The sequence below is a fragment of the Pseudomonas sp. DW-iso3 genome (genome assembly GCF_058725305.1).
Genome location: NZ_JBZXDZ010000001.1, coordinates 1 through 22,076, shown reverse-complemented (window position 1 = coordinate 22,076; position 22,076 = coordinate 1). Strand labels below are relative to the sequence as shown.

The window sequence follows — 22,076 nt, the reverse complement described above, 5'->3', positions numbered from 1 at the left end:
GGGGAATCACTCGCGGGATCAATGGGCGTGTTCGGCCGAGCCTTTGCCCAGTTCGGACTTGAGGATGAAGCTGCCGACAGTAGCCACCTGTGCCCCGGCCTCAAGGCCCTGGCGCACTTCAACGTAGCCGTTTTCACTCGTCCCCAGTTCCAGGTGGCGGGTGATGAAACCCTCGGGCGTGCGTACAAAGACCGAGGGCTTTTCCTCGACGGTCTGGATTGCGGTTTGTGGGACGGTGACCTTGGCCTCGTAAGAATCTGTGACGAGTTGCACGTTGACGAACAAGCCCGGGCGCCACGCATCGTCAGGGTTGGCGACACTGACGCGCACGGTGGCAGTGCGGGTTTGTTCACCGAGCAGGTTGCCGACAAACGCCACAGTGCCCTGCACTTCGGTGCCCATTTCGGTAGAGCTGACGTTGACCGGTTTGCCGACCCGGACCTTGTTCAAGTCCTTGGGAAATACACCGAACGTGACCCACACGTGGGACAGGTCCGAGAGGGTGAAGGCGTTACTGGTTTCACCCACGACTTCGCCAACGCCCAGGTGTTTTTCCACGACCACGCCAGCAAAGGGCGCGCGCAGTTCGTAACGATTGCCGCCAACCAGCCCAGCACTGCCACTGAGCGCGGTCATCTTCTGGCGGGCATTGTTCAGGGCGATTTCGGCTTCTTGCAGTGTCTGGCGCGCCAACAGGTAATCCTGCTCGGCGGAGATTTTGTCTTGCCACAATTGGCGTTCGCGCTGGAAGGTGGTGCGTGCCAGTTCGACGCGTCGTTCGCTGGCCGCCAACTCGCTGCGCTGGTCGGACACCTGCTGGCTGGCGATCACCGCCAACAACTCACCCTTCTTCACCGACTGACCGAGGTTGACCTTCACCGACTCCACCACGCCCGCCGCACGCGGGACGATGTGAGAGGTACGGTCTTCATCCAGGCGCACTTCCCCCGGTAACGTCAGCAGCGTGCCGATTGAGCGCGGTTCAGCCATCGCCAGTTGAATGCCGGCCGCCTGGATCTGCTGTTCGGTGAGTTCGAGTGCGCCCTCTTCTTCGTCGGCCCTGGTGAGGCCGGACAGCATCAGGCCCAGGGCGACGGCGAGTGCGACGCCGTGTCGGTTGTTCATAGTGGACTCCAAAGAGAATCAAAAACGGGCGAGATCGCCGTAAATCCGCTCGATACGCACCCAGGCGTCGGTGGCCTGGGCGGTGGCAGTGAGGTATTGGGTGCGCGCCGCGATCAGGGTGCGCTGGGCGTCCAGCACGTCGAGGAAGCTGAATTTGCCCATTTCGAAACCACGGGTGGCGCTGTCCACCGCGCTTTGAGCGGCGGGCAGGATCTGCTGATTGAATACGCGCACCTCGGTATTCGCGGACTGCCACAGGTCGACGGCCTGGCGGGTTTCGGTACGCAGGCGCAGTTCGGTGGCGTTGCGCAGGTCGCGAGCCTGGTCGGCGCGACGCGTCGCGGCGAGTACATTGCCCTGGTTGCGGTTGAACAACGGGATCGGCATCGACACACCGACCAGGTTCACCCGTTCACGCACGCTGGCATCGTATTGGCTGCCGATGGACACATCGAGGTCGGGAATACGCTGGGCTTTTTCCAAGCCGATGCTGGCTTCGTATTGCAGGATGCTCAGTTCGGCCAGGCGCAACTCGGCGGTCTGCTCAAGGCGTGCCAGCAACTGGGTGGCTGACGGCACGGCCAGTGTGGAAGGGTTTCGTGTGGCGACGGCCTGGAAGTTCGGCGCCGCGCTGCCAGTGCTGGCGGCCAGGCGACGATAGGCATCGGTGAGGCCCATCTGCGCGCGGTCACGTTCCAGGCGAATCTCCGACAACTGCACTTGGGCCCGCGTGGCCTCCACCGGCGAGGCTTTGCCTGCTGTCACCCGACCGTTGGCGACAACCAGCCCGCGTTCGGCCAGCGTCATGGAACGCTGCGCCAGGTCGAGGCGCTCCTGTGCGCGCAGCGCACCATAGTAGTTGTCGATGACTTCGGCGCGCAGGCTGTTGCGCCGCTGCTCCAACGTCAATGCGGCGGCGTCCTGCACACGGGACGCGACGTCGATACGCGCCCCCCGTTTACCGCCCAGTTCCAGGGCCTGGCTGATCTTGATGCTGGTGGTGCGGGAGTCGCGGCGGGTGTCTTCCACATCCCAGGAAGCCACCGGGTTGGGGATCAAACCGGCCTGCTGACGCCCGCCCTGGGCGATGTCGATTTCCCATTGCGCGGCCGCCAAATCGGGGTTGTTGGCGAAAGCGGTTTGCAGGGCTGAATCGAGGGTCAGGGTTTGTGCCTGGGCGGCGCTGGCAACCACCCACAACACACCCGCTCCGAGAAGTTTTTTAACGGAAATTGCCATAACAAGAGTTCCACGCCCATGAAGTACAAGCGGGGGCAATGTAGCCGTCGCGACTTATCAAGGCGGTGGAGCAAAGATTACAAATCCGACAGCAATGGCTCTGCGGCGGGCATCACCGCCTCTTACCGCTGATCGCACCAAAACGGCACATAAGCACTTGGCCAACGTCGTATCAGGTATGCTTTTCGAGCAGGAAACAAAAAGAAACAATTTTCCCGACCTGTTCGATGAGGAGCCCTGTTTTGGAGTTATCGACTGCCGTGTGGATGGTTCACGACACCCGCCTTATGTTCTGTGTACTGCTGGCCATCGCCAGCATCATCGTGCTGATCAGTGCGACCAAATTGCCGCCGTTCCTGTCGATCCTCATCGGTACTTTTATCGCCGGGGTCGGCGCCGGGCTGCCGCCCGAAGAAGTGGCCAAGGCGTTCAGCAAAGGCGCCGGGGCGATCCTCGGTGAAGCCGGGATCATCATCGCCCTGGGCTCGATGCTCGGCGCACTGATGGCGGAGTCGGGTGCTGCCGACCGTATCGCCACCACCTTGCTCGGGTTGGGCAAGGGCAAGGCATTGCCCTGGGTGATGGCGCTGGTGGCCATGGTGATCGGCCTCCCGCTGTTCTTCGAAGTGGGCTTGGTGATGATGGTGCCGATCATCTTGGTGATGGCTAAACGCTCGAACCAGCCGCTGCTGAAAATCGCGATCCCGGCGCTGGCGGGCATGACCACCCTGCATGCCCTGATGCCACCGCATCCGGGGCCGCTGATCGCAGTGAGCGCGTTGCATGCCGACCTGGGGTTGACCATGTTGCTGGGCTTCTGCCTGGCAGTGCCGGCGGTGATCCTGGCTGGCCCGATCTATGGCAACTGGCTGTCCAAACGTCTCCACGTAGACGAGCCGGCCGACATCGGCGCGCTGTTCAGCGCACCACCCAAGGCACCGCGCCAGCCAAGCTTTACCGTGTCATTGCTGATCATTCTGCTGCCGGTGATCCTGATGCTGGGCAGCACCTTGGCCAAAGTCGCGCTGCCGGCTGAAAGCGCCATCGGCCTGACCCTGAAATTCCTCGGCGAACCGCTGATCGCCCTCGGCCTGGCCGTGATCGCCGCCGTGATCTGCCTGGGCTGGGCTGCCGGCATGCCACGCGCGGAAGTCGGCAACACACTGCGCAAGGCCCTCGCGCCCATCGCCGTATTGCTGCTGACCATCGGCGCTGGCGGCGGTCTCAAGCAAACGCTGCTGGATGCCGGCGTGAGCCAGACCATCAGCAAGGTCGCCGAAGGCGCGCACATGCCTTACCTGCTGCTGGCCTGGTTGATCGCCGTGGCGTTGCGCCAGGCAACCGGCTCGGCCACCGTCGCGACCACGACCACCGCAGGCATCCTCGCGCCGATGATGGCCGGGCTCGCAGCGACCCAGAGTTCGTTGGTCGCGCTGGCGATTGGCGCCGGCTCAGTGTTCTTTTGCCACGTCAACGACGCCGGGTTCTGGATGGTGCGTGAGTACTTGGGCCTGCAGTTGAAGCAGACGATCTGGGTGTGGTCGGTGTTGCAGACTATTGTGTCCGTGGTGGGCCTGGTCGGTACGCTGCTGCTCTGGCACTTCCTGACCTGAGCCTTAGGCAGCCAGGGTGTGGCGCTTACCGAACAGCGCCACACTTACCACGCCCACCGCCCCCATCACCACGCAGTACCCCACGCAAATCCACGGGCTGGTCGGCATCAGCGCAATCAGCAACAACGGCGTGGTACTCGCCCACAGCGCGTAGGCAATGTTGTAGGTAAAGGAAATTCCCGACACCCGCACCTGCGCTGGAAACAGGCCGACCATCACCGATGGCACCGCGCCTACTACTCCGCAACTCAAGCCCGCTACGGCGTACGCCGCACCCAGCCAGATACCGCCGCTGATCAGGCTGGCGTACAGCACCGCAATACCCACTGGCAGCAACAGGCTGTAGACGAGCACCGCGCGCCAGGCGCCGATGCGGTCGACCAGCAAGCCGGCCAGCACACAGCCGATATTCAGGAACACGATACCCAGGGCGCTCAAGGCGAATGTGTGGCTGGGGCTCATGCCGAACGTTTTCTGCATCATGGTCGGGGTGATGACCACCAGCACCACAACGGCAGAGGTGAGCACGCAGGTGAGGATCATCGCCGGTAGCAACACGGCGCGATGGTCACGCAGCACGGTGCGCAGAGGGAGTTCGGCGGCGGCCTGGCGGCGGGCCTGCATTTCGAGGAACACGGGGGTTTCGCTGAGCCAGCGACGCAGCCACACGCCGATCACACCGAACACGCCGCCGAGCAGGAAGGGAAAGCGCCAGGCGTAGTCAAGGATTTCGACCGGGGTGAAGACTTGCGCCAGCAGGGTCGCCGTCAGTGCGCCGAGCAGGTAACCGAAGGTCAGGCCGGCTTGCAGAAAACCCAATGCGTAACCGCGATGGTGGGTCGGCGCGTGTTCGGCGACGAAGGTCCAGGCACTGGGCACTTCACCGCCCACCGCGGCGCCTTGCAGCACGCGCAACGCCAGCAGGATCAGCGGTGCGAAATAACCGATTTGCGCGTAGGTCGGCATGATCCCGATCAGCAGGCACGGCAGCGCCATCATCAGGATGCTCAGGCTGAACACGCGCTTGCGCCCCAGATGATCGGCAAAGTGCGCCATCAGGATGCCGCCCAGCGGGCGCGCCAAGTAACCGGTGACGAAAATGCCGAAACTTTGCAGCAGGCGCAGCCACTCAGGCATTTCCGGCGGAAAGAACAGCTGGCTCAAGGTCAACGCGAAAAAAACGAAGATGATGAAGTCGTAGATTTCCAGGGCACCGCCCAGGGCGGCCAGGCCCAGGGTTTTGTAGTCGGAGCGGGAAAAACGCTGCGCCTGTGCAGGAAAGGTGGCAGTCATGTGAAGACTCGGCAGACAAACAAAATGGCGTGCAGGTTATGAGCTGAACCCAGTGATGGCAATCGCGACAGATATATTTGTTTTCCTCATGGATCGATGAAGATAACTGCATTCCCATATCAATGGCCGTAGCGGAACATGCCGGGAAATAGCCTTCACCCTAATAACTATAAGAGGAAAGACTCGTGGCCGACGCTATCGAAGAAAGCCGCTATGCCCGATTTGCCCTGCGCTGCTCCAACTTCGCCGAACGCTGGTTTCCAGACTCCTGGGTGTTTGCGGCACTCGCCGTGATCATCGTCGCCGTGGCGACACTGGGCATGGGCGCCGCGCCGACCGAAGCCGCCAAAGCGTTCGGCGACGGGTTCTGGAGCCTGATTCCATTCACCATGCAGATGGCCTTTGTGGTGATCGGCGGTTATGTGGTCGCGAGTTCTCCGCCAGCGGTGAAACTGATCGACCGTCTGGCGCGTATCCCCAAGAACGGTCGCTCGGCCGTGGCCTGGGTAGCGTTGATCTCGATGGTCGCCTCCTTGCTGAACTGGGGCCTGTCCCTGGTATTCGGTGGTTTGCTGGTGCGGGCGCTGGCACGTCGTACGGATTTGCGCATGGATTACCGCGCAGCCGGTGCAGCCGCTTACCTGGGGCTTGGTGCCGTATGGGCGCTGGGGCTGTCATCGTCCGCCGCGCAGTTGCAGGCCAACCCGGCCAGCCTGCCGCCGTCGATCCTGTCGATCACCGGCGTGATCCCGTTCAACGACACCATTTTCCTATGGCAATCCGGCGTGCTGTTGCTGGCATTGATCGTGGTCTCGCTGATCATTGCCTACGCCACCGCCCCCGGCCCGAACAGCGCACGTGATGCCAAAGCCTGCGGCGTCGACCCGGCGTTCAACATGCCCAAGCTGCAGGCGCCGACCCGCCCCGGCGAATGGCTGGAACACAGCCCGTTGCTGACCGTCCTGCTGGCATTGCTGGCGGCCGGTTGGTTGTTCCATGAGTTTTCAACCAAGCCGGCGATCAGCGCGATCTCGGGGCTGAACACCTACAACTTCCTGTTCATCATGGTTGGCGCCCTGCTGCACTGGCGCCCGCGCAGCTTCCTCGATGCAGTGGCCCGTGCGGTGCCCACCACCACCGGCGTGCTGATCCAGTTCCCACTGTACGGTTCGATTGCCGCGCTGATGACCGTGGTCAAGGGCGGTGACGGCCAGACCCTGGCGCACCATATCTCGCTGTTCTTCACCTCCATCGCCTCCCACGACACCTATGCATTGTTGATGGGCGTGTACTCGGCGGTGCTCGGCTTCTTTATCCCGTCGGGCGGCGGCAAGTGGATCATCGAAGCGCCTTACGTGATGCAAGTGGCCAATGACCTGCAGTATCACCTGGGCTGGGCGGTGCAGATTTACAACGCGGCCGAGGCGCTGCCGAACCTGATCAACCCGTTCTACATGCTGCCGTTGCTGGGCGTATTGGGGTTGAAGGCGCGGGATTTGATTGGCTTCTCGTTTGTGCAGTTGCTGGTGCACACGCCGTTGGTGCTGTTCCTGCTGTGGGCGCTGGGGACGACACTCAAGTACCTGCCGCCCGTGATGCCGTAAACGCTTCTGTCACATCTCCTGCCTAAGCTTCACCCCAGGCCCGGCACGCTTCCGTCACCTTGATCGGCACGCCACCTATCAAGGTGCACAGGATTGCAGTGCAGCGCGGCCACGCTACAAAACCCATGAGTCACCCTCAGAACTTTTATGCCCTAAGGCCTCGCCTTATAGACTGAACCGTTCAAGTTTTGCCATATTTGCCGCCTCTTCACCGAAACATCCAGCAACAAATAAACTAAAAACAGCCGCGAGAAGCCTCGGATGACCAACGAAACAGAAGACCAGAATTCCGTAAAAAAGCCCTCCGACACCCTCCCCGACTCCAGCCGTCGACGCTTTTTAGGCGGCGTTGCCGTGCTTGGCGCCGGGGCGACCCTGAGCGCCTGCGGCAGCCCGGCGGATCAGCCAGGCCCGGTCACCCAACGTGATCTGACGCCTGCCGAACTGGACAAGGCCCTGCACGACAACGTGAAGAATGTGGTGGTGATCTACGGCGAGAACCGCAGTTTCAACAACCTGTTTGCCGATTTCCCTGGTGTGGAAAGCCCGCTGTCCGCACTCAAACCCGCCGACTACCAGCAGCGCGACCGCGACGGCAGCCTGCTGGACACGCTGCCGCAAGTCTGGGGCGGCGTGACTCAGCTTGGGCCACAGACGATTGACGGGGTGGTTTACCCCAGCGCCACCCAATATCAGGAGCACTTGCCCAACGCACCTTACGCACTGAAAGGTCCGAACGGCGAAGACCTGCCATTGAGCCTGGTCACTCGCGACCTGTGGCACGTGTTTTACCAGAACCAGATGCAGATCAATGGTGGCAAGAACGACAGTTTTGTCGCCTGGGCCGACTCGGGTGCGCTGACGTTTGGTCACTACCCGCAAACGCGCTACTCATTGCGCTTGTGGGACGTCGCCAAAGAGTTCGTGCTTTGCGACAACTTCTTTCAAGGTGCCTTTGGCGGCTCGTACCTCAATCACCAGTACTTGATCAGCGCTCAGGTGCCGTTTTACCCGGACGCCGCCAATTCCGTGGCCAAATCCCAGATCGCCACGCTGCAGGGCGACGACCCGACCGGCACGCGCCTCAAGCCGCTGGACCAATCCCCGGCCAGCGCCATGACCGGCCCCCCGCAATTCGGCCCCAGCGCACTGACGCCGGACGGCTATGCGGTCAACACCATGGCACCTCCCTACTGGCCGACCTGGATCCGCGATCCCGAGCGCCCGGACTACGCCAAGCCCGATCTGCCCAGCGTGCTGGTGCCGCAGTCCCACGAACACATTGGCGATAAGCTGTCGAAGAAGAACGTCGATTGGGCCTGGTACGGCGGTGCCTGGCAGGCCACGATCGACGAGCACAAGGATTCGCTGGCCATTCCAAAGATCCCGAGCTTTCAGTACCACCACCAGCCGTTCAATTACTTCAAGCAGCAAGGCCCGGAAAACCGCGCTGAGCGCAACAAACGCCTGCGCGATGGCGGCCTGGGCGATGAGCCGAGCACCAACCGCTTCATGGCGGATGCCCTGGCCGGAACACTGCCGGCGGTGACGTTCTACAAACCCCAGGGCAACCTCAACATGCACGCCGGTTATGCCGACGTGGCTTCGGGCGATCGCCATATCACCCGCGCCCTGAAAATGCTGCAGGAAAGCCCGCAGTGGAAAAACATGGTGGTGATTATCACGGTGGATGAAAACGGCGGCTGGTGGGACCACGTCGCACCGCCAAAAGGCGACCGTTGGGGCCCTGGCACACGGATTCCCGCAATTGTGGTCTCGCCATTCGCGCGCAAGGGCACGGTGGACCATACGGTTTACGACACGGCGTCGATCCTGCGGTTGATCACCCGGGTGTTCCAATTGGAGAAACTGGACGGCCTCAAGCTGCGCGACGACGCGATGACCGCCCGTGGCCAGAAGCCCATGGGTGATTTGAGCAACGCCTTGCAGTTCAACCTGTAGGTTTTCTTATCCAATAGCGACATGCACGGTGATTTAGCACGCGATTTCCCTGGTCAACCGCTACTGTGTGCACGTGGGCTTTCACCCCGCGCAGACGGGCTTTCGCTGACAAGGAATCGAGTATGTTCAAACCGAACAGGTTGTCATTCACCCTGGCCGCACTGCTGTCCAGTGCGGCCGTACAGGCCGACATCGAGGTGCAACTGGGCAGCACGCAACGTGTGACCCAGTTGTTCGCGTTCCCCAATAACTGCAACGTGATCTGCTTCCGGCCGTGGACGCTCGAGCAGACTGCCGAGCATTATTTGAACCAGAGCCTGCAGCGTGACGGTTACAACCGCGCCAAGGTCAGCGTCAAAACCCGTGACGGGCAGGTGTCGGCGACGTTCACCGGCGTGCCGGACGGCTACGGCCAGCCCTTGACCACGCTACTCAACACCGCTGACCTGGCCTACCAAGGCGCGAGCAAGCTCAACAGCGACGGCAAATGGGCCTATAACTGGTACCTGTTCCTGCCGCTGGGCATGGCCCTGGAGAACCGCAAAAGCATCGAGTTGCTGCACTTCCCGCCGGATTACTCGCTGACCCAGGCCCAGGACTACCTGGAATCGGCCACCACCGACCGTTGGGCCACCCTGCTCACGGAGAACGGTATCCCGGCTACTGAAACACCGGCTTACCAGACCATCATTGATATCGCGCCCATCGCCGCGCCGTCCAACGCGGGCAAGGACCTGGAAACCGTCTACGGCTACTTCACTGAATACCAGACGCGCATGGTCCAGGAACTGAGCCTGCCGGCCAAAGGAGCGTTGCCGATGGTGGCGTTCGGTGCACCGGTGCGCAGCTGGATCAAGCAACAATACGGGCAGACCGTGGCGGTGCTGGGCCTGGCGCAGATCAGCCCGGTCGCCGGCAAGACCGTCCCGGTGCTGGGCGCCAACCACCCGAGTTACATTTGGTATGCCGCGAGCCCCGACACTTACGACGGCAACGAGCAGAAAGCCGACGAGGCCGGGTTGAAGGTGATGGGCCAGGATCTGAGCGCCGCCTGCTGGCAAGCCGGGATGGGGCAGAAACCGGCGAGCGATCCGAATGTGTTGCTCAAGGCGTGCATGAACACCTGGCAGGTCACACGCAAGGAGCAAACCTGCGAGTTGTTCTATACCTCGGTGCGCAACCTGTCCACGGAGGAGGCCAACGCCAAATGCGCCACGCCGGCCATCAAGACCCAGTTGAAACAACTGAAGAACGCGGCCCCCGCACCGGCCATTGCGGCGCCGGCGCTGTAGTTCGCACAAAAAAGCCGATTTGACTGTCAACATTGACAGTAGCAATCGGCTACCTGTTCAGCGAGTCTTGAGCCGCGTCCAACAGCTGCAAGACTGGTAGTCAGCCCCACCCTCTGGTCGATGCAGCCTAAGCCAGGAGAGTTATGAAGACTCAAGCCATGGATAAGGCTAGAACCGCGGTAAGTGACTGCCTTTACCCTTTCAAATCAGAGCTGGCAAAAGGACAAGGCTACCCGTCGAGCGCGCAATTCGAGGTCATACAGGCCCCCGGCGACAGGGTTGCCGGGGTCAAGGCTCTCGCGGCCTTTGACGGGCGTGTATGCATCGCCAGGATCTCCGGCTACGTCTTGAGCGAGCGACGCCTGCACACCTTGCAGCTGTCGCCGCGCATCCACCTCTACGACTGTTGGTTCAGTGGGCTGCTGTCGCATTCGTGCAAACCGAACGTGTTTCTCGACGTGCACTACCTGGAGGTCTGGGCCCTGCATGAAATCCCTGCCGGCGCCCTGCTGACCATGGATTACGCGGTGACCGAAGACGCGCTGTTCCGACAGTTCGCCTGCCAGTGTGGCGAACTCAACTGCCGGGGCTGGATTACCGGCCGTGACGAGCCGCTGAACGCCGAGGGGCAGGCGTTCATGGCCCGGTGGCGCGAGCGCAAACGCTCTTAGGCTTCACCCAACGGACGCAGGCGATACTGCGGCGGCAGCTGCTCGAAACCACTGATGGTGGTGTTCAAGCTCTTCCAGCGGCCATCCTTGATGCCGTAGATGCAGCCATGGATCGACAGGCTCTGCCCACGGTGCCAGGCGTTTTGCACAATGCTGGTATGGCCAACGTTGGCCACTTGCTGGATCACATTCAGCTCGCACAGGCGGTCGACGCGCTCTTCTTCGGTCGGCAGCTGGGCCAGCAGGTCACGGTTTTCGTAATAAAGATCACGAATGGTGCGCAGCCAGCCGTCGATCAAGCCGAACTGCCGGTCCTGCATCGAAGCACGCACGCCGCCACAGCCATAGTGGCCGGTGACGAGAATGTGTTTGACCTTGAGCACGTCCACCGCGTACTGGATCACCGACAGGCAATTGAGGTCGGTGTGCAGCACCACGTTGGCCACGTTACGGTGCACGAACAGATCACCCGGCAGCATGCCGACGATTTCGTTGGCCGGGACGCGGGCGTCGGAACAGCCGATCCACAGGTATTCCGGGGTTTGTTGGCGGGCGAGCTTGGCGAAGAATTCGGGATCTTCCTGTTTGATCGCGTCCGCCCAGCGTTCGTTGTTATCAAGCAGGTCTTGTAGTTCGTTCATCAGGGAAAGCCTCAGGAATGATGCGCAGTTTTGTGACTGACAACCCTTCGTCCAGGTCACGCCGCACGCAAATTAGCTTGAATCTTTGGGACGCGCAGCCTGTCCACACACTATAAGCCCCACAGTATGAGGATTGGCCATGACTGAATCACGACGTCCCTACGGCGCTACGCAGCCTGAACCCATTGACGACAACGAAGACCGGATGGGCTCGATGCGCGAGCTGGATTTTGACGAGGAAGCGCCTACGGCAGAGATTGGCGATGAGATTCCACCTCGTGAGCGCGAGCATCTGATGCCCGAAGAGCGGGTGCGTGAGGCCGGGATGACGGGCGCTTCGACGGCGGATCATGAGTCTACGGATGATGACATGAGCCCGGAAACGCTGATCCATGAAGACGGTGCGCGGGATGCCCAGGAAGCGGGTGAAGGCGAGCAGGCGGATTGGGACTTGAGTATCGTCGATGAAGATGAAATTGGCGGCGGGAATGGGTTGGATGAGGCAGAGCTGGCCGACCTTGATCCGATTGACGGCAACCGCTGAAAAAACGCGGTTCAACAGGTGGGAGCGAGCTTGCTCACGAATGCGGAGTGCCAGTCGACCGATATCTTGACTGACACACTGCTTGCGCGAGCAAGCCCGCTCCCACATTTGGATTTGTGGTTAATCCACCAACGTGCAGGCCATGACGACCGCGTCTTCGCGGCCCCCGATGGCAGGGTAGTAATCTCGACGCCGGCCAATTTCATTGAAGCCATAGCGCTCATACAGGCGGAATGCGCCGGTATTGCTGTCACGCACCTCCAGGAAGCACTCACGTGCACTGGCGGCGTAGGCACGGGACATCAAGTGTTCCAACAGCGCCAGGCCAAGGCCGCGGCCCTGATTCTCCGGCTTTACGGTGATGTTCAACAGGTGCGCTTCATCGAGGATGATCTGCACCACGCCATGCCCCACCTGCTGCTCCCCTTCGAACATCAGCCAGATCTGGTACTTGCCCAGCCCATCGAGAAAAATGCCACGGGTCCAGGGATGGCTGAACGCCGCGTATTCGATTTTCAGCACGGCGTCGAGGTCAGCCTCGGTCATCGGGCGGAAGGATAAAGCCTCACTCATCGGTTGTTTTCCAGCGCGCCATCAGCCGGCGCATGGCTTGCCAGACATCAGCCTTACGCTGTGGCTCTTCCATTAATAATTCCAGGCCCGGCAGGGCCCATACCGAACCCAGGCCTTCGACCTGCAGTTCGCGATACCAGGCTTCGGCATTGGCTTCGCCGGCAAAGCGCACGGCGGGCAGGCCGATCAGCCACAGGCACACACAGGGTTCGTCTTCCAGGCGTGCCGACACAAAACCTTGCACAAAATCCCGAGCGGCTTCCGGGCCCTGGTCCATGTTGCCGCGGACCAGAAGCGGCCAGCGCACCGGGTCGCCGACGATCTGCGGGCTGTCGGGCAGGCCGGCGGCGCGCAGCATGTCCTTGAGCAGCATGTAGGCAGGGTCGCGGGTCTGGAAACGTTCGCCGGTGGGCAATTCCACCAGCAGCAGACAGCGTCCGGCACGCAGCAATTGCAGGGCAAAACGCGGTGGCGGCACCACCGTGGCCTTGACCACCGGCGCCGCCTCTTCCACCACCTTGGCGGCCTTGGTCACCGGCGACGGACGCGGCACTTCGACCTTCGCCCGTTCGACGACCGGGCGCGTCTCAGGCGCAGGCTTGACCACCGCCACCGGCGCGGCCGCCTCCTCGCCCGACGACTCGAACGCCTCAAAGGGCTCAAGCGCCTGCAACAGCTCCGGCCGCGACGGCGCGGCAAACGGCAGTTCGGTGCGGGGCAGCCAGTTGACCACCTGCATGGCGGTCAAGTAAGCGCGACGTCGGGACTCGATAAGCACAGCTCGGCCACTTGTGGATAACTAAAGAGCGGGGATTCTACCGCTGTTCGGCAACAATCGCCCACTGCGCACTGACCGGCTGTGGATAAATCCCGCGCCCGATGCAGTACAATCGCGACTTTTAATCGCCAACCAGCCGGCCATTCCCATGATCGAACCCAAGCGCGTCCTGCGCGCCCTCGCCGAACACTGGGCCTTACTTGAGCCACTGTGCGAACACTTCGACCAAGGCACCCTGAGCCTGGGTGAACTGCGCGCACAATTGGCCGCCCAACAACTGGACAGCACGCCCCAGGACATCACCAGCCTGCTGGACGTGTGGATTCGCCTGGATATCCTGGTGCCTGTCGCCAAGAGCCCGAACCGTTTCGAGCTCAACGCACAGATCCACGACTTCCTCGCCTATCTTCGCAAGGAGCACCGGCTTGGCCTGTGCCTGGAAATCGAAGCCTACCTGCGCCACCTTGAGCGCCTGGCGGGTTATATCCAGGACGCCTTCGACATCCGTGATGGCCACGACCTGGCCCGCCAACTGCGCCTGCTCGACATGCGCGTGCGGGACGTGCTGAAAAAACTCGCCAACGACGAACAGGCCCTCGCTGCCGTGGCCGACCGCGCCAAGACCAGCGACCGGCAGATCCCGTTGCGCCAGCGTTACGCGGAGGTGTTGGCCACCTGGGACGAGTACGTCGAACCGATGATCCAATTGGTGAACGCCGACGGCGCGTTCGAGCAAGGCGTGCGCAAGGTGGAGAATGTGCTGCTGCGCATGCTCACCGAGCAACAGCGCCTCGGCCACCTGGTGGATGACGACATGCTGCTGCGCACTCACGCGCGCATCCTCGAAATGCAGACCAGCGCCCAGCTGACCTTGCGTCACGCCCGCGAGCTGTTGCTGCCACTGCGTGAAGAAGCCCGCCGACACAATGCCGTGACCCGTGGCGCGGCGCTGGCGCTGTCGGCGATTCGCCGCAAAGGCCTGGACGCGGTGCCGCAAGCGGCGATGCCGATGTTCACCCGGCCGCAAAGCACGTTTCTCGGCAGTGCCAGCCAGGTCGAAGCCTATGTGTACGCCCTGGCGAATTTCGAGCCGAAACCGGCGCGTTTCCCCAAGGCGCACAAGTCCCACAAGGGCGACGCCCAGCGCGCACCGCGCACGGTCAAGGAGATGCTCGAGCGCTGCGAAGACGCACTGCCGATGCCGGATCTGATGACCTGGCTGCTGGAACAGGAACCGGACGGCGCCACCGACGAATTGCTGTACTGGTTCTCGCGCCTGTCCCGCGAAAAACGCTTCAAGCGCGAGCGCCTGGAACGCCGCGATTACCACACACACGAGCACCAGGTCAGCCTGCGCTCATTCGCCCTGCTCCCGGCTGGATCCGACGTCGCCGAGCACTCTGCGAGTACACCTCATGCATCTTGATCTATCCGAACTGTCCCAGCTGGCGCCGATCTTTCGCGAGCTGTTCAAGGGTTACCACGTCAGCCGCCGCGACCCGGAGCTGTACGCGCAACTGTCGAACTTCCAAGACCAGTACCGCACGCTGTTCAAGGCTTTGGGCTTTGAGCTGGTCTGCGATACCCGCGGCTTCTACTACTTCGTGCCGGACACCGCCGTGGCCGCCGCGCAGGTTAACAAGACCGCCCAGCGCCTGGCGTTGTTCACGTTCATCATCGTCGAGCACCTGGCCGATCAGGGCCGTGACCCGATTGCCGTGCTGGATGGTGGCAGCCTGGGCCGTGATGAACTGCCGTCGCTGCTGGAGAAGTACCGCGACCTGTTTATCCAGGCCGAAGTGCAGACCCAGGAAGAGCTCGAAGAGAAAATCATGCGCCGCATGACTCAACTCGGGTTCGCCAGCGAAGACAACGGCATCTATCGCTTCCTGCCGCCGATGCACCGTTTCCTCGATGTGTGCCTGTCGGTGCAGCAGGACCGCGATCTTGCGGCCAGCATCCATAGCGTGTTGCCGCTGCCGGCACCGGTGATCATCGACGAAGACAGCGATGAGAAATTGCTGAAAACCGATGACCCGCTGGACTTGAGTGACTTTGCGGACGAAAGCGAAGAAGACGCCCTGGCCCGCGCCATTGCCGAAGAACAGGAGACCGACGCATGAGTAAGGAACGCTACGGCATCCGCCGCTTCGCCCTATTGAACACCGCCGGTTACAGCCTGGGCCTGTTCCCACTGGAAGAACCGCTGTCGGTGTATGGCGCGAACAACCTGGGTAAATCCGCGTCGATCAACGCCTTGCAGTTCCCGATCCTGGCGCGCATGTCGGACATGAGTTTCGGCAAGTACACCTTGGAGCAATCGCGGCGTTTCTATTTCGCCACCGATACCAGCTACATCCTGGTGGAGGTCTCTCTACCCCACGGCCCGCACGTGATCGGCGTGGTCGGTCGCGGCCCGGGCGGTGGTTTCGGTCACCAGTTCTTCGCCTATGCCGGCAAGCTGGACTTGGCCCACTACCAGAAGAACGACACCTGCCTGCGCCAGAAGGAGCTGTTCACCAACCTTGAGCGCGAGGGTTTGAAAGCCTACGAACTCAAGCCCGATGAGCTACGTCGTTTGCTGGTGGGCGGCCATACGTCGATCCCGCTGGACTTGACCCTGATTCCGCTGCGCTCCACCAGCGAACAAAGCCTGAAGACCTTCCGCGCGCTGTTTATCAACCTGCTGCACATGCGGGAAATCACCGCGGCCAAGCTCAAGCAGCTGTTCCTCGATGCGTTTGAACACAGCCTGCGTTCCGGCAGCGTGGATTACATCGCTGCGTGCGAAGAAGCCTTCCGCGATGTAAGGCGCATGGAGCAGGACTACAACTCCTTGGTCGCCGCCGGTCCATTGGTCGAAGCGCTTTCCAACGGCGTGAAACAACGCGACATCCTGCGCGGCAAATTGCATCGCCTGTCACCCTTGCTGGATTCGTTGCTGGGCACCTGGTCGGACTACGCCAGTGCGCGCAAGGAAGAACTGACCATCCAGGCCGAGCATTACCGTAACGAGCAGGACGCGCTGCAGAATGACCAGCGCGGCGGCACCCAGGAATTGATGCGCCTGGAGCGTGAGATCAGCGGGATCCAGCGTTGGCTGGGTGAGCTGTCGGTGCTCAAACATCGCTTTGCGCTGGTGGATGACGTGAAGGTGCTAGAGCAACAGCTGCTGGCAGCCAAGGATGCTCACGATGAGCTGGCGGGCGCATTGGCGCAGTCGCGGCAGTTCAGCGCCGAGGATCTGGACGAGCGTCTGCGCGACCTGGAAAAGCGCCTGAAGTCGGTCAAACAGCAGCTCGACCATGCGGACAACAACAGCTACGCCAAGCTGCGGGAAGAATTCTCACAGCAGGATGTCGAGCGTCTGATGCGTCTGTTCAACAGTTCGTTGTTCAGCCTGCCGTTGGGCGAGCATGGCATCACGCTGGACGAGGATGGCCAGTGGGTCAAATCCCTGGAGCAGATCCTCGATGGCTTCAAAGGCGAGCGCTTTGAAGTACCGGGGCTGTCCATCGACATCTCCCACATCGAACCGCCGGCGTTGCAGGCGCTTGCGGATCGCGCGGCATTGCGCGACCAGAAAGAGCGCCTGGAAAAAGAACTCAAGCAACTGAAAACCCAGCAGGCCGTCGCATCTGACCGCGCTGCGAGCAAGACTCAGACCGAAGCGCTGTACCAACAGGTGCTGGATGCACAAAAGGCGCTGGAAGACTTCCGCCGTGCACAAACCCTGAGCGCGGAGGAAGGCGAGAAGCTGGAAAACCTGGCGCAGATGGAAGCAGCGCAGGATGAGTTGAAACGCTCCAGTGATGCCTTCACTGAACGCGTCCAGCAGCTGTCGGCCAAGCTGCAACTGGTGGGCCGTCAGATCGGCGATATGGAAGCCAAGCAACGCACGCTGGATGACGCATTGCGCCGTCGTCAACTGCTGCCGGCGGACTTGCCGTTCGGTACGCCGTTCATGGACCCGGTGGACGACTCCATGGACAACCTGCTGCCTCTGCTCAATGACTATCAGGACAGCTGGCAAGGTCTGCTGCGCGCCGATGGGCAGATCGAAGCACTGTATGCCCAGGTACGTCTCAAGGGCGTGGCCAAGTTCGACAGCGAGGACGACGTCGAGCGTCGCCTGCAGTTGCTGATCAACGCCTATGCACACCGTACCGATGAAGCCCTGACGTTGGGCAAGGCGCGCCGTGCGGCGGTCACCGACATTGCGCGGACCCTGCGCAATATTCGCAGCGACTACGACAGCCTTGAGCACCAGTTGGCGTTGTTCAACCGTGAGATCAACAAACGCCAGGTCTCCAACCTGCAAAGTTTCCGCATCGTACTCGCGCCGAACAAGGAAGCCCTCAAGCATATCGACCAGATCATCCACAGTGCCGGCCAGTATGAAGAAGGCGAGACACTGTCGGTGTTCGACCTGAGCCAGAGCGCCGAACAAGACAACAAGAACGAAGAAGCCAAGGAATACCTGGCTCGCCTGGTGGCGGCCAACCATAACCAGTTGGGCCTCAAGGACTTGTTCGAGCTGGCGTTCGAAATCACCAAGGTGCATGGCCAGCCAGTGATTCACACCGACATCGATGGCGCGGCGTCCAACGGCACCACCATGACCATCAAGGCGCTGACCAACATGTATCTGTTGCTGCACTTGATGGACCGCGACCAGGCTGGGCGCGTGCGCTTGCCGTACTACCTTGACGAGGCGGCGGACATCGACGAGAAGAACCAGGCGGCGTTGCTGGAAACCAGCTTGCAGCTGGGCTTCGTGCCGATTCTGGCCAGCGTGAAGCCACAAGTATCCGCCCAGGTGGCGATCGACCTGGAAGGCGGCAGTGGGCCGAACGGGATCTATATCGACGAGGCGGACTGGAAGTACATCCGTCGCCACGATGTGGTGAAGGCGACGATGAATGTGCAGGCGGATGAGCCGGAGTTGGATGAAGTCTGATTTGTTTCGCTGAAATGCAAAAGGCCGCGATCTTCGGGATCGCGGCCTTTTTTGTCGGCGTTTATTTGCCGAGTGGGATTTTAGGCGCCCAGGTCAGCCATTCATCTTCGAACTTGTCGAACAGCGCAAAGGTTTGCTGTGGGCGCGCGGGGTTGCCCATGCGCTCACCGGCTGGTGTGGCGAAGGCGATACCGCCGGCGACCAGGGTTTCCAGGGACTCGGTGCGTACCGTCGCGCCTTTGAACAGCCCAAAGTCGAGACCAAAGCCACTGGTGTTCCAGAAGCGGCTGCCGCTGCGCACCAGGGGAGCGTACTTGGGCTCGATCAGGATGTGGATCAGTACGCGGTCAGCGGTCTGGCCCAATTCGTAGCCGGTCACTTTGCCCACGGTGACTTCACGGTAAGTGACCGGTACGCCTTCCTTCAGTGAACCGCGGCGTGCGGCGCTGAGGGTGAGGCTCAAGCCAGCTTCCTGGTGCACGGCTTCTGGGGGTTGATCCAGCGCGACGAAACTCTTTTGTGGGCCGGCATTTTTCGCCGCTGGCAGCACTTCAATGTATTGCCCGGTGACCAGGGTTTCCAGATTAGAGGTTTTCATCAGTCCCAGCTCAGGCTTGACCACCCAGAACTGACTGCCGGCGCGGGCAATGCGGTCTGCCACTTGGGTGATACGGGCGCTGAGCAGCACCGATTGCATGTCGGCACTCAGGTCGACACTCTCAATCTTACCGACGTCCAAACCTTTGAAACGTACGGGCGTGCCAGGACGCATGCCATCGGCGCGGTCGACCTTGATGGTCACCAAGGTGCCGTGTTGGTTGGCGGCTTCGCGGTCGGCAAACAAGCGGAAACGCGGGATGCGCTTTTTCAGAGGCACGTTCGGCTCCGGGGTTTCGAAGGCGATGCCGCCGGCCATCAGGCTGGCCAGGGATTCACTCTTGACCTGGATGCCGCCTGTGAGGCCACCGGTCAGGGTGACGCCGCTGGCATTCCAGAAACGCGTCGAGCCGTTGACCAGGTTTTCGTATTCCTTCTCGATATGGACGCCGATCACCAATTGCTTGTTCTTGCGCGAGAACTGGTAGCTCTGCACCGAGCCGACCTTGACCTGCTTGTAGAGGATCGGACTGCCGACATCCAGGGAGCCGAGGTTGTCGGTGAACAACACCATGTGCAGGCCTGGTGAGCGCAGGTCCAACGGTGGAGCCTTGGCGCGGGCAACGAATTCGCGCTGTGGGGCGGTGCCTTTGTCACCAGGGCGGATGGCGATGTAATTGCCTTTGACCAAGGCTTCAAGCCCGGTGATGCCGGCCAGGGAAATCGAAGGTTTGACCACCCAGAACTGGGTGTCTTGCACCAGGTAATCCTCGGCCAGTGGGTCGAGGGTCAGTTCTGCGTTGGCGCTGGACAGGTCCGGGTCGACCTTCAGGGTTTTCAGGCTACCGACCTGGATGCCTTTGTACATCACTGGCGTACGGCCAGCTTGCAGACCTTCGAAGTCGGTGAGCTTGACCTTGACCCGGATGCCGGCTGCGGCCGCGTCAAAATCCTCGTACAAACGGAAGGGTAGGCTCGGATCGGTGGGCGGGCTGTCCTTGCGATTTTCCGGCGTGGCGAAGGCGATGCCGCCGGCGACGATGCTGGAAAGGGATTCGCTGCGGACTTTTACACCGGAGAGATTGGCGTCGATGCTGATGCCGCTGGCGTTCCAGAACCGTGTGTGTTTACGCACAAGACTGGCGTAGGTTGGCTCGATGTAGACCTTGATCTCGACCGTGCTCTGGTCTTCGGAGAGCAAGTAGCTTTTGACCTGACCGACCTGGATCTGTTTGTAGAACACCGGACTGCCACGGTTGAGCGAACCAAGGCGGTCGGCCTTGACGGTCAAGTGCAGGCCCGGTTTCGCGTCGGACAACGGCGGCTCTTCGGAGAGCGCCTTGAATTTGCGCGTGGGTTCACCGTCGCCTGGGCTGGCGGCGATGTAGTTGCCTGATACCAGGGTTTCCAGGCCGGTGATACCGGCGAGGCTAACGCTCGGTTTGACCAGCCAGAAGCGCGTATTGGTTTTGAGGTATTGGTCGACGTCCTTGTTCATCTCGATGGTGGCGATCACCCCGCGATTGTTACCCTCGTCGTCCAAGGCCAGAGCCTTGACCTTGCCCACCGGCATACCTTTGTAGACCACTTCGGTCTTGTTGACCTGGATGCCTTCGCCGCTTTCAAAGCGCACCTGGATATCGATGCCTTGTTGGGAATAGGCACGCCACCCCAGCCAGCCACCGATGATCAGGGCAATCAGGGGCAGCACCCAAATAGCCGACCAGTTGGAAGCTGGGCGGGTTTTAGCTTTAGGCAAATCACTCATGGTCGTCGTCCGACTCCGTGTTATCCCAAATCAGTCGGGGATCGAAAGTTACTGCGGCAAGCATCGTCAAGATCACCACACTGGCGAACGCTGCCGCGCCGAGATTAGCCTCGACGCTGGCAAGTCGCCCAAAGTTTACAACCGCCACCAGGATGGCGATCACGAAGATATCCAGCATGGACCAGCGGCCAATGAATTCGATAAAACGGTACATCACAATGCGTTGTTGCGCGGACAGCGGTTGGTGACGCTGCACCGAGAACAGTAGCAGACCTATGCCGACCAGCTTAAATGTCGGCACCAGGATACTGGCGATAAACACCACGGCGGCGATAGGGAACATGCCGTGCTGAACGAGTTGGATCACACCGGCCATGATGGTACTGGGATCCCCCTGCCCCAAGGAATTGATCGTCATGATGGGGAGCAGGTTGGCGGGGATGTACAAAATTGCCGCAGTGATCAGCAACGCCCAGGTGCGAGTGAGGCTATTGGGGCGCCGCGCATGGATCAACGCACCGCAGCGCGTGCAGAGCTGCTCGTCGCTATCGGGGTCTTGCTTGTTCAACTCATGGCATTCGGTACAAATCAGAATGCCTGCATCAATCGCCCGCATGATCATCCTCTCCTGACAACGCTTGCCAGATCTGGTGGGGCGACATCACCACCTCAAGCAGCACCTGAACCATTAATAAGCTGACGAAACAGACAAGACCCAGGCCCACCGTGATGGCGGCCATGTCGGCGAGTTTAACGATCGCCACCAGTACGCCCATCAGATAGACCTCCAACATCCCCCAGTCTTTCATGTGATGGTAGATGCGGTAAAACAGCAGTCCATAACTGCGGCCGATGTTCCAGCGAATGCTGAGCAACACTGCCAACTGGCAAAGCAGCTTGAGCAATGGGATACCCATGCTGCATAGGAATACCACGGCGGCAACGCCTTGCATGCCGGTATCGAACAAGCCAACGACGCCGCTCCATACCGTGTCTTCAGAGGACTGCCCAAGTAGATTGAGCTGCATGATCGGCAGAAAGTTCGCGGGGATGTACAACAGCAACGCCGCCAGCACCAAGGCGAGGCTTCGCTCAACGACGTTGTGGCGGTGAGCGTATAGCTCGTAACCGCAACGCGGGCATTGGGCTTTTTCGCCAAGGGCGAGCACTGGTTTGCGCATCAGCAAGTCGCACTCATGGCATGCCACCAGGTCGTCCAGCGGTAAATCCGACACCTCAAGGGCATCAACCGGATCGGGCATAAGTAGGGCTCGGACTCTAAAAAAAGGTTAGGTGCCTATTCTAGTGGTCTGGTTCAGAAATAACTGTGCAAATTTGTCGGGGGATTCGAGGCGCTAATGTTTTCGACCGCCCAAAACAAAACCCCATCTGCTTTCGCAAATGGGGTTTCGGAAT

18 protein-coding genes are annotated in these 22,076 nt (G+C 61.1%); 9 read left to right on the top strand and 9 right to left on the bottom strand.

Features of this window, described 5'->3' with window-relative positions:
- Nucleotides 1-18: 18 nt before the first annotated feature.
- Together AC4PS7_RS00090 and AC4PS7_RS00085 are read right to left on the bottom strand one after the other, a co-directional pair.
- On the bottom strand, nucleotides 19-1,125 hold the full coding sequence (locus AC4PS7_RS00090; RefSeq protein ID WP_010213379.1) for an efflux RND transporter periplasmic adaptor subunit: 1,107 nt from the start codon (nucleotides 1,123-1,125) through the stop codon (nucleotides 19-21).
- An 18-nt stretch (nucleotides 1,126-1,143) separates the two neighbouring features.
- Nucleotides 1,144-2,364, bottom strand: a complete 1,221-nt coding sequence (locus tag AC4PS7_RS00085) for a TolC family protein (RefSeq protein WP_031290791.1) — start codon at nucleotides 2,362-2,364, stop codon at nucleotides 1,144-1,146.
- A 242-nt stretch (nucleotides 2,365-2,606) separates the two neighbouring features.
- Between AC4PS7_RS00085 and AC4PS7_RS00080 the strand changes: the two genes are divergently transcribed.
- Complete coding sequence (locus AC4PS7_RS00080) at nucleotides 2,607-3,977, top strand: GntT/GntP/DsdX family permease (RefSeq protein WP_492179018.1); 1,371 nt, start codon at nucleotides 2,607-2,609, stop codon at nucleotides 3,975-3,977.
- Between the two features lie 3 nt (nucleotides 3,978-3,980).
- On the opposite strand, the gene AC4PS7_RS00075 is transcribed toward AC4PS7_RS00080, so the two are convergent.
- Nucleotides 3,981-5,270: an MFS transporter gene (locus AC4PS7_RS00075; protein WP_010213385.1), complete on the bottom strand. Its 1,290-nt coding sequence runs from the start codon at nucleotides 5,268-5,270 to the stop codon at nucleotides 3,981-3,983.
- Between the two features lie 185 nt (nucleotides 5,271-5,455).
- Here AC4PS7_RS00075 and AC4PS7_RS00070 point away from each other — a divergent pair, with 185 nt between their 5' ends.
- The 4 genes from AC4PS7_RS00070 (at nucleotide 5,456) to AC4PS7_RS00055 (ending at nucleotide 10,799) form a co-directional block, all read left to right on the top strand.
- Nucleotides 5,456-6,874: a short-chain fatty acid transporter gene (locus AC4PS7_RS00070; protein WP_010213387.1), complete on the top strand. Its 1,419-nt coding sequence runs from the start codon at nucleotides 5,456-5,458 to the stop codon at nucleotides 6,872-6,874.
- Nucleotides 6,875-7,135: 261 nt separating this feature from the next.
- Nucleotides 7,136-8,836: an acid phosphatase gene (locus tag AC4PS7_RS00065; protein ID WP_010213389.1), complete on the top strand. Its 1,701-nt coding sequence runs from the start codon at nucleotides 7,136-7,138 to the stop codon at nucleotides 8,834-8,836.
- A gap of 122 nt (nucleotides 8,837-8,958) precedes the next feature.
- Nucleotides 8,959-10,128 (top strand): hypothetical protein, encoded by a 1,170-nt coding sequence (locus AC4PS7_RS00060; protein WP_010213390.1) that lies wholly within the window; start codon nucleotides 8,959-8,961, stop codon nucleotides 10,126-10,128.
- 143 nt (nucleotides 10,129-10,271) lie between these two features.
- The gene (locus tag AC4PS7_RS00055; protein WP_047543679.1) at nucleotides 10,272-10,799 is read left to right on the top strand and encodes an SET domain-containing protein; all 528 of its coding nucleotides are present in this window, start codon (nucleotides 10,272-10,274) and stop codon (nucleotides 10,797-10,799) included.
- Here AC4PS7_RS00055 and can read toward each other — a convergent pair.
- Entirely contained in the window at nucleotides 10,796-11,440 is a 645-nt protein-coding gene (gene can / locus AC4PS7_RS00050) for a carbonate dehydratase (protein ID WP_010213394.1), read from the bottom strand. The genes AC4PS7_RS00055 and can overlap by 4 nt on opposite strands.
- A gap of 139 nt (nucleotides 11,441-11,579) precedes the next feature.
- Here can and AC4PS7_RS00045 point away from each other — a divergent pair, with 139 nt between their 5' ends.
- Complete coding sequence (locus tag AC4PS7_RS00045; protein ID WP_010213395.1) at nucleotides 11,580-11,984, top strand: hypothetical protein; 405 nt, start codon at nucleotides 11,580-11,582, stop codon at nucleotides 11,982-11,984.
- A 120-nt stretch (nucleotides 11,985-12,104) separates the two neighbouring features.
- On the opposite strand, the gene rimI is transcribed toward AC4PS7_RS00045, so the two are convergent.
- Nucleotides 12,105-12,557: a ribosomal protein S18-alanine N-acetyltransferase gene (gene rimI, locus AC4PS7_RS00040; RefSeq protein WP_010213396.1), complete on the bottom strand. Its 453-nt coding sequence runs from the start codon at nucleotides 12,555-12,557 to the stop codon at nucleotides 12,105-12,107.
- Nucleotides 12,550-13,296, bottom strand: coding sequence for an SPOR domain-containing protein (locus AC4PS7_RS00035; protein WP_492179208.1), 747 nt, complete (start codon nucleotides 13,294-13,296; stop codon nucleotides 12,550-12,552). The genes rimI and AC4PS7_RS00035 overlap by 8 nt, the downstream gene beginning before the upstream one ends.
- 187 nt (nucleotides 13,297-13,483) lie before the next feature.
- Here AC4PS7_RS00035 and mksB point away from each other — a divergent pair, with 187 nt between their 5' ends.
- From mksB to mksF, 3 genes are read left to right on the top strand one after another with little or no spacing between them, the layout of a single operon-like run.
- The gene (gene mksB / locus AC4PS7_RS00030; RefSeq protein ID WP_010213398.1) at nucleotides 13,484-14,761 is read left to right on the top strand and encodes an Mks condensin complex protein MksB; all 1,278 of its coding nucleotides are present in this window, start codon (nucleotides 13,484-13,486) and stop codon (nucleotides 14,759-14,761) included.
- Nucleotides 14,751-15,458, top strand: a complete 708-nt coding sequence (gene mksE, locus AC4PS7_RS00025; RefSeq protein ID WP_010213399.1) for an Mks condensin complex protein MksE — start codon at nucleotides 14,751-14,753, stop codon at nucleotides 15,456-15,458. Before mksB ends, mksE begins: the two co-directional genes overlap by 11 nt.
- On the top strand, nucleotides 15,455-18,295 hold the full coding sequence (gene mksF / locus AC4PS7_RS00020) for an Mks condensin complex protein MksF (RefSeq protein WP_010213400.1): 2,841 nt from the start codon (nucleotides 15,455-15,457) through the stop codon (nucleotides 18,293-18,295). The genes mksE and mksF overlap by 4 nt, the downstream gene beginning before the upstream one ends.
- Before the next feature lie 61 nt (nucleotides 18,296-18,356).
- On the opposite strand, the gene AC4PS7_RS00015 is transcribed toward mksF, so the two are convergent.
- Genes AC4PS7_RS00015 through AC4PS7_RS00005 form a run of 3 tightly spaced genes read right to left on the bottom strand, consistent with a single transcriptional unit; the run spans nucleotide 18,357 to nucleotide 21,922 of the window.
- Complete coding sequence (locus AC4PS7_RS00015; RefSeq protein WP_305375491.1) at nucleotides 18,357-20,660, bottom strand: PqiB family protein; 2,304 nt, start codon at nucleotides 20,658-20,660, stop codon at nucleotides 18,357-18,359.
- Complete coding sequence (locus AC4PS7_RS00010; protein WP_010213402.1) at nucleotides 20,653-21,276, bottom strand: paraquat-inducible protein A; 624 nt, start codon at nucleotides 21,274-21,276, stop codon at nucleotides 20,653-20,655. The genes AC4PS7_RS00015 and AC4PS7_RS00010 overlap by 8 nt, the downstream gene beginning before the upstream one ends.
- Nucleotides 21,263-21,922, bottom strand: coding sequence for a paraquat-inducible protein A (locus AC4PS7_RS00005; RefSeq protein ID WP_010213403.1), 660 nt, complete (start codon nucleotides 21,920-21,922; stop codon nucleotides 21,263-21,265). Before AC4PS7_RS00005 ends, AC4PS7_RS00010 begins: the two co-directional genes overlap by 14 nt.
- Nucleotides 21,923-22,076: the final 154 nt, after the last annotated feature.

What these genes read in the sequence shown, in the direction of transcription:
- AC4PS7_RS00035 (WP_492179208.1), bottom strand. Translation starts at nt 13,296, where the DNA reads ATGCAGGTGGTCAACTGGCTGCCCCGCACCGAACTGCCGTTTGCCGCG.
- AC4PS7_RS00010 (WP_010213402.1), bottom strand. Translation starts at nt 21,276, where the DNA reads ATGCGGGCGATTGATGCAGGCATTCTGATTTGTACCGAATGCCATGAG.
- rimI (WP_010213396.1), bottom strand. Translation starts at nt 12,557, where the DNA reads ATGAGTGAGGCTTTATCCTTCCGCCCGATGACCGAGGCTGACCTCGAC.
- AC4PS7_RS00015 (WP_305375491.1), bottom strand. Translation starts at nt 20,660, where the DNA reads ATGAGTGATTTGCCTAAAGCTAAAACCCGCCCAGCTTCCAACTGGTCG.
- AC4PS7_RS00090 (WP_010213379.1), bottom strand. Translation starts at nt 1,125, where the DNA reads ATGAACAACCGACACGGCGTCGCACTCGCCGTCGCCCTGGGCCTGATG.
- AC4PS7_RS00060 (WP_010213390.1), top strand. Translation starts at nt 8,959, where the DNA reads ATGTTCAAACCGAACAGGTTGTCATTCACCCTGGCCGCACTGCTGTCC.
- AC4PS7_RS00005 (WP_010213403.1), bottom strand. Translation starts at nt 21,922, where the DNA reads ATGCCCGATCCGGTTGATGCCCTTGAGGTGTCGGATTTACCGCTGGAC.
- AC4PS7_RS00045 (WP_010213395.1), top strand. Translation starts at nt 11,580, where the DNA reads ATGACTGAATCACGACGTCCCTACGGCGCTACGCAGCCTGAACCCATT.
- AC4PS7_RS00075 (WP_010213385.1), bottom strand. Translation starts at nt 5,270, where the DNA reads ATGACTGCCACCTTTCCTGCACAGGCGCAGCGTTTTTCCCGCTCCGAC.
- mksE (WP_010213399.1), top strand. Translation starts at nt 14,751, where the DNA reads ATGCATCTTGATCTATCCGAACTGTCCCAGCTGGCGCCGATCTTTCGC.
- mksB (WP_010213398.1), top strand. Translation starts at nt 13,484, where the DNA reads ATGATCGAACCCAAGCGCGTCCTGCGCGCCCTCGCCGAACACTGGGCC.
- AC4PS7_RS00065 (WP_010213389.1), top strand. Translation starts at nt 7,136, where the DNA reads ATGACCAACGAAACAGAAGACCAGAATTCCGTAAAAAAGCCCTCCGAC.
- can (WP_010213394.1), bottom strand. Translation starts at nt 11,440, where the DNA reads ATGAACGAACTACAAGACCTGCTTGATAACAACGAACGCTGGGCGGAC.
- mksF (WP_010213400.1), top strand. Translation starts at nt 15,455, where the DNA reads ATGAGTAAGGAACGCTACGGCATCCGCCGCTTCGCCCTATTGAACACC.
- AC4PS7_RS00085 (WP_031290791.1), bottom strand. Translation starts at nt 2,364, where the DNA reads ATGGCAATTTCCGTTAAAAAACTTCTCGGAGCGGGTGTGTTGTGGGTG.
- AC4PS7_RS00055 (WP_047543679.1), top strand. Translation starts at nt 10,272, where the DNA reads ATGAAGACTCAAGCCATGGATAAGGCTAGAACCGCGGTAAGTGACTGC.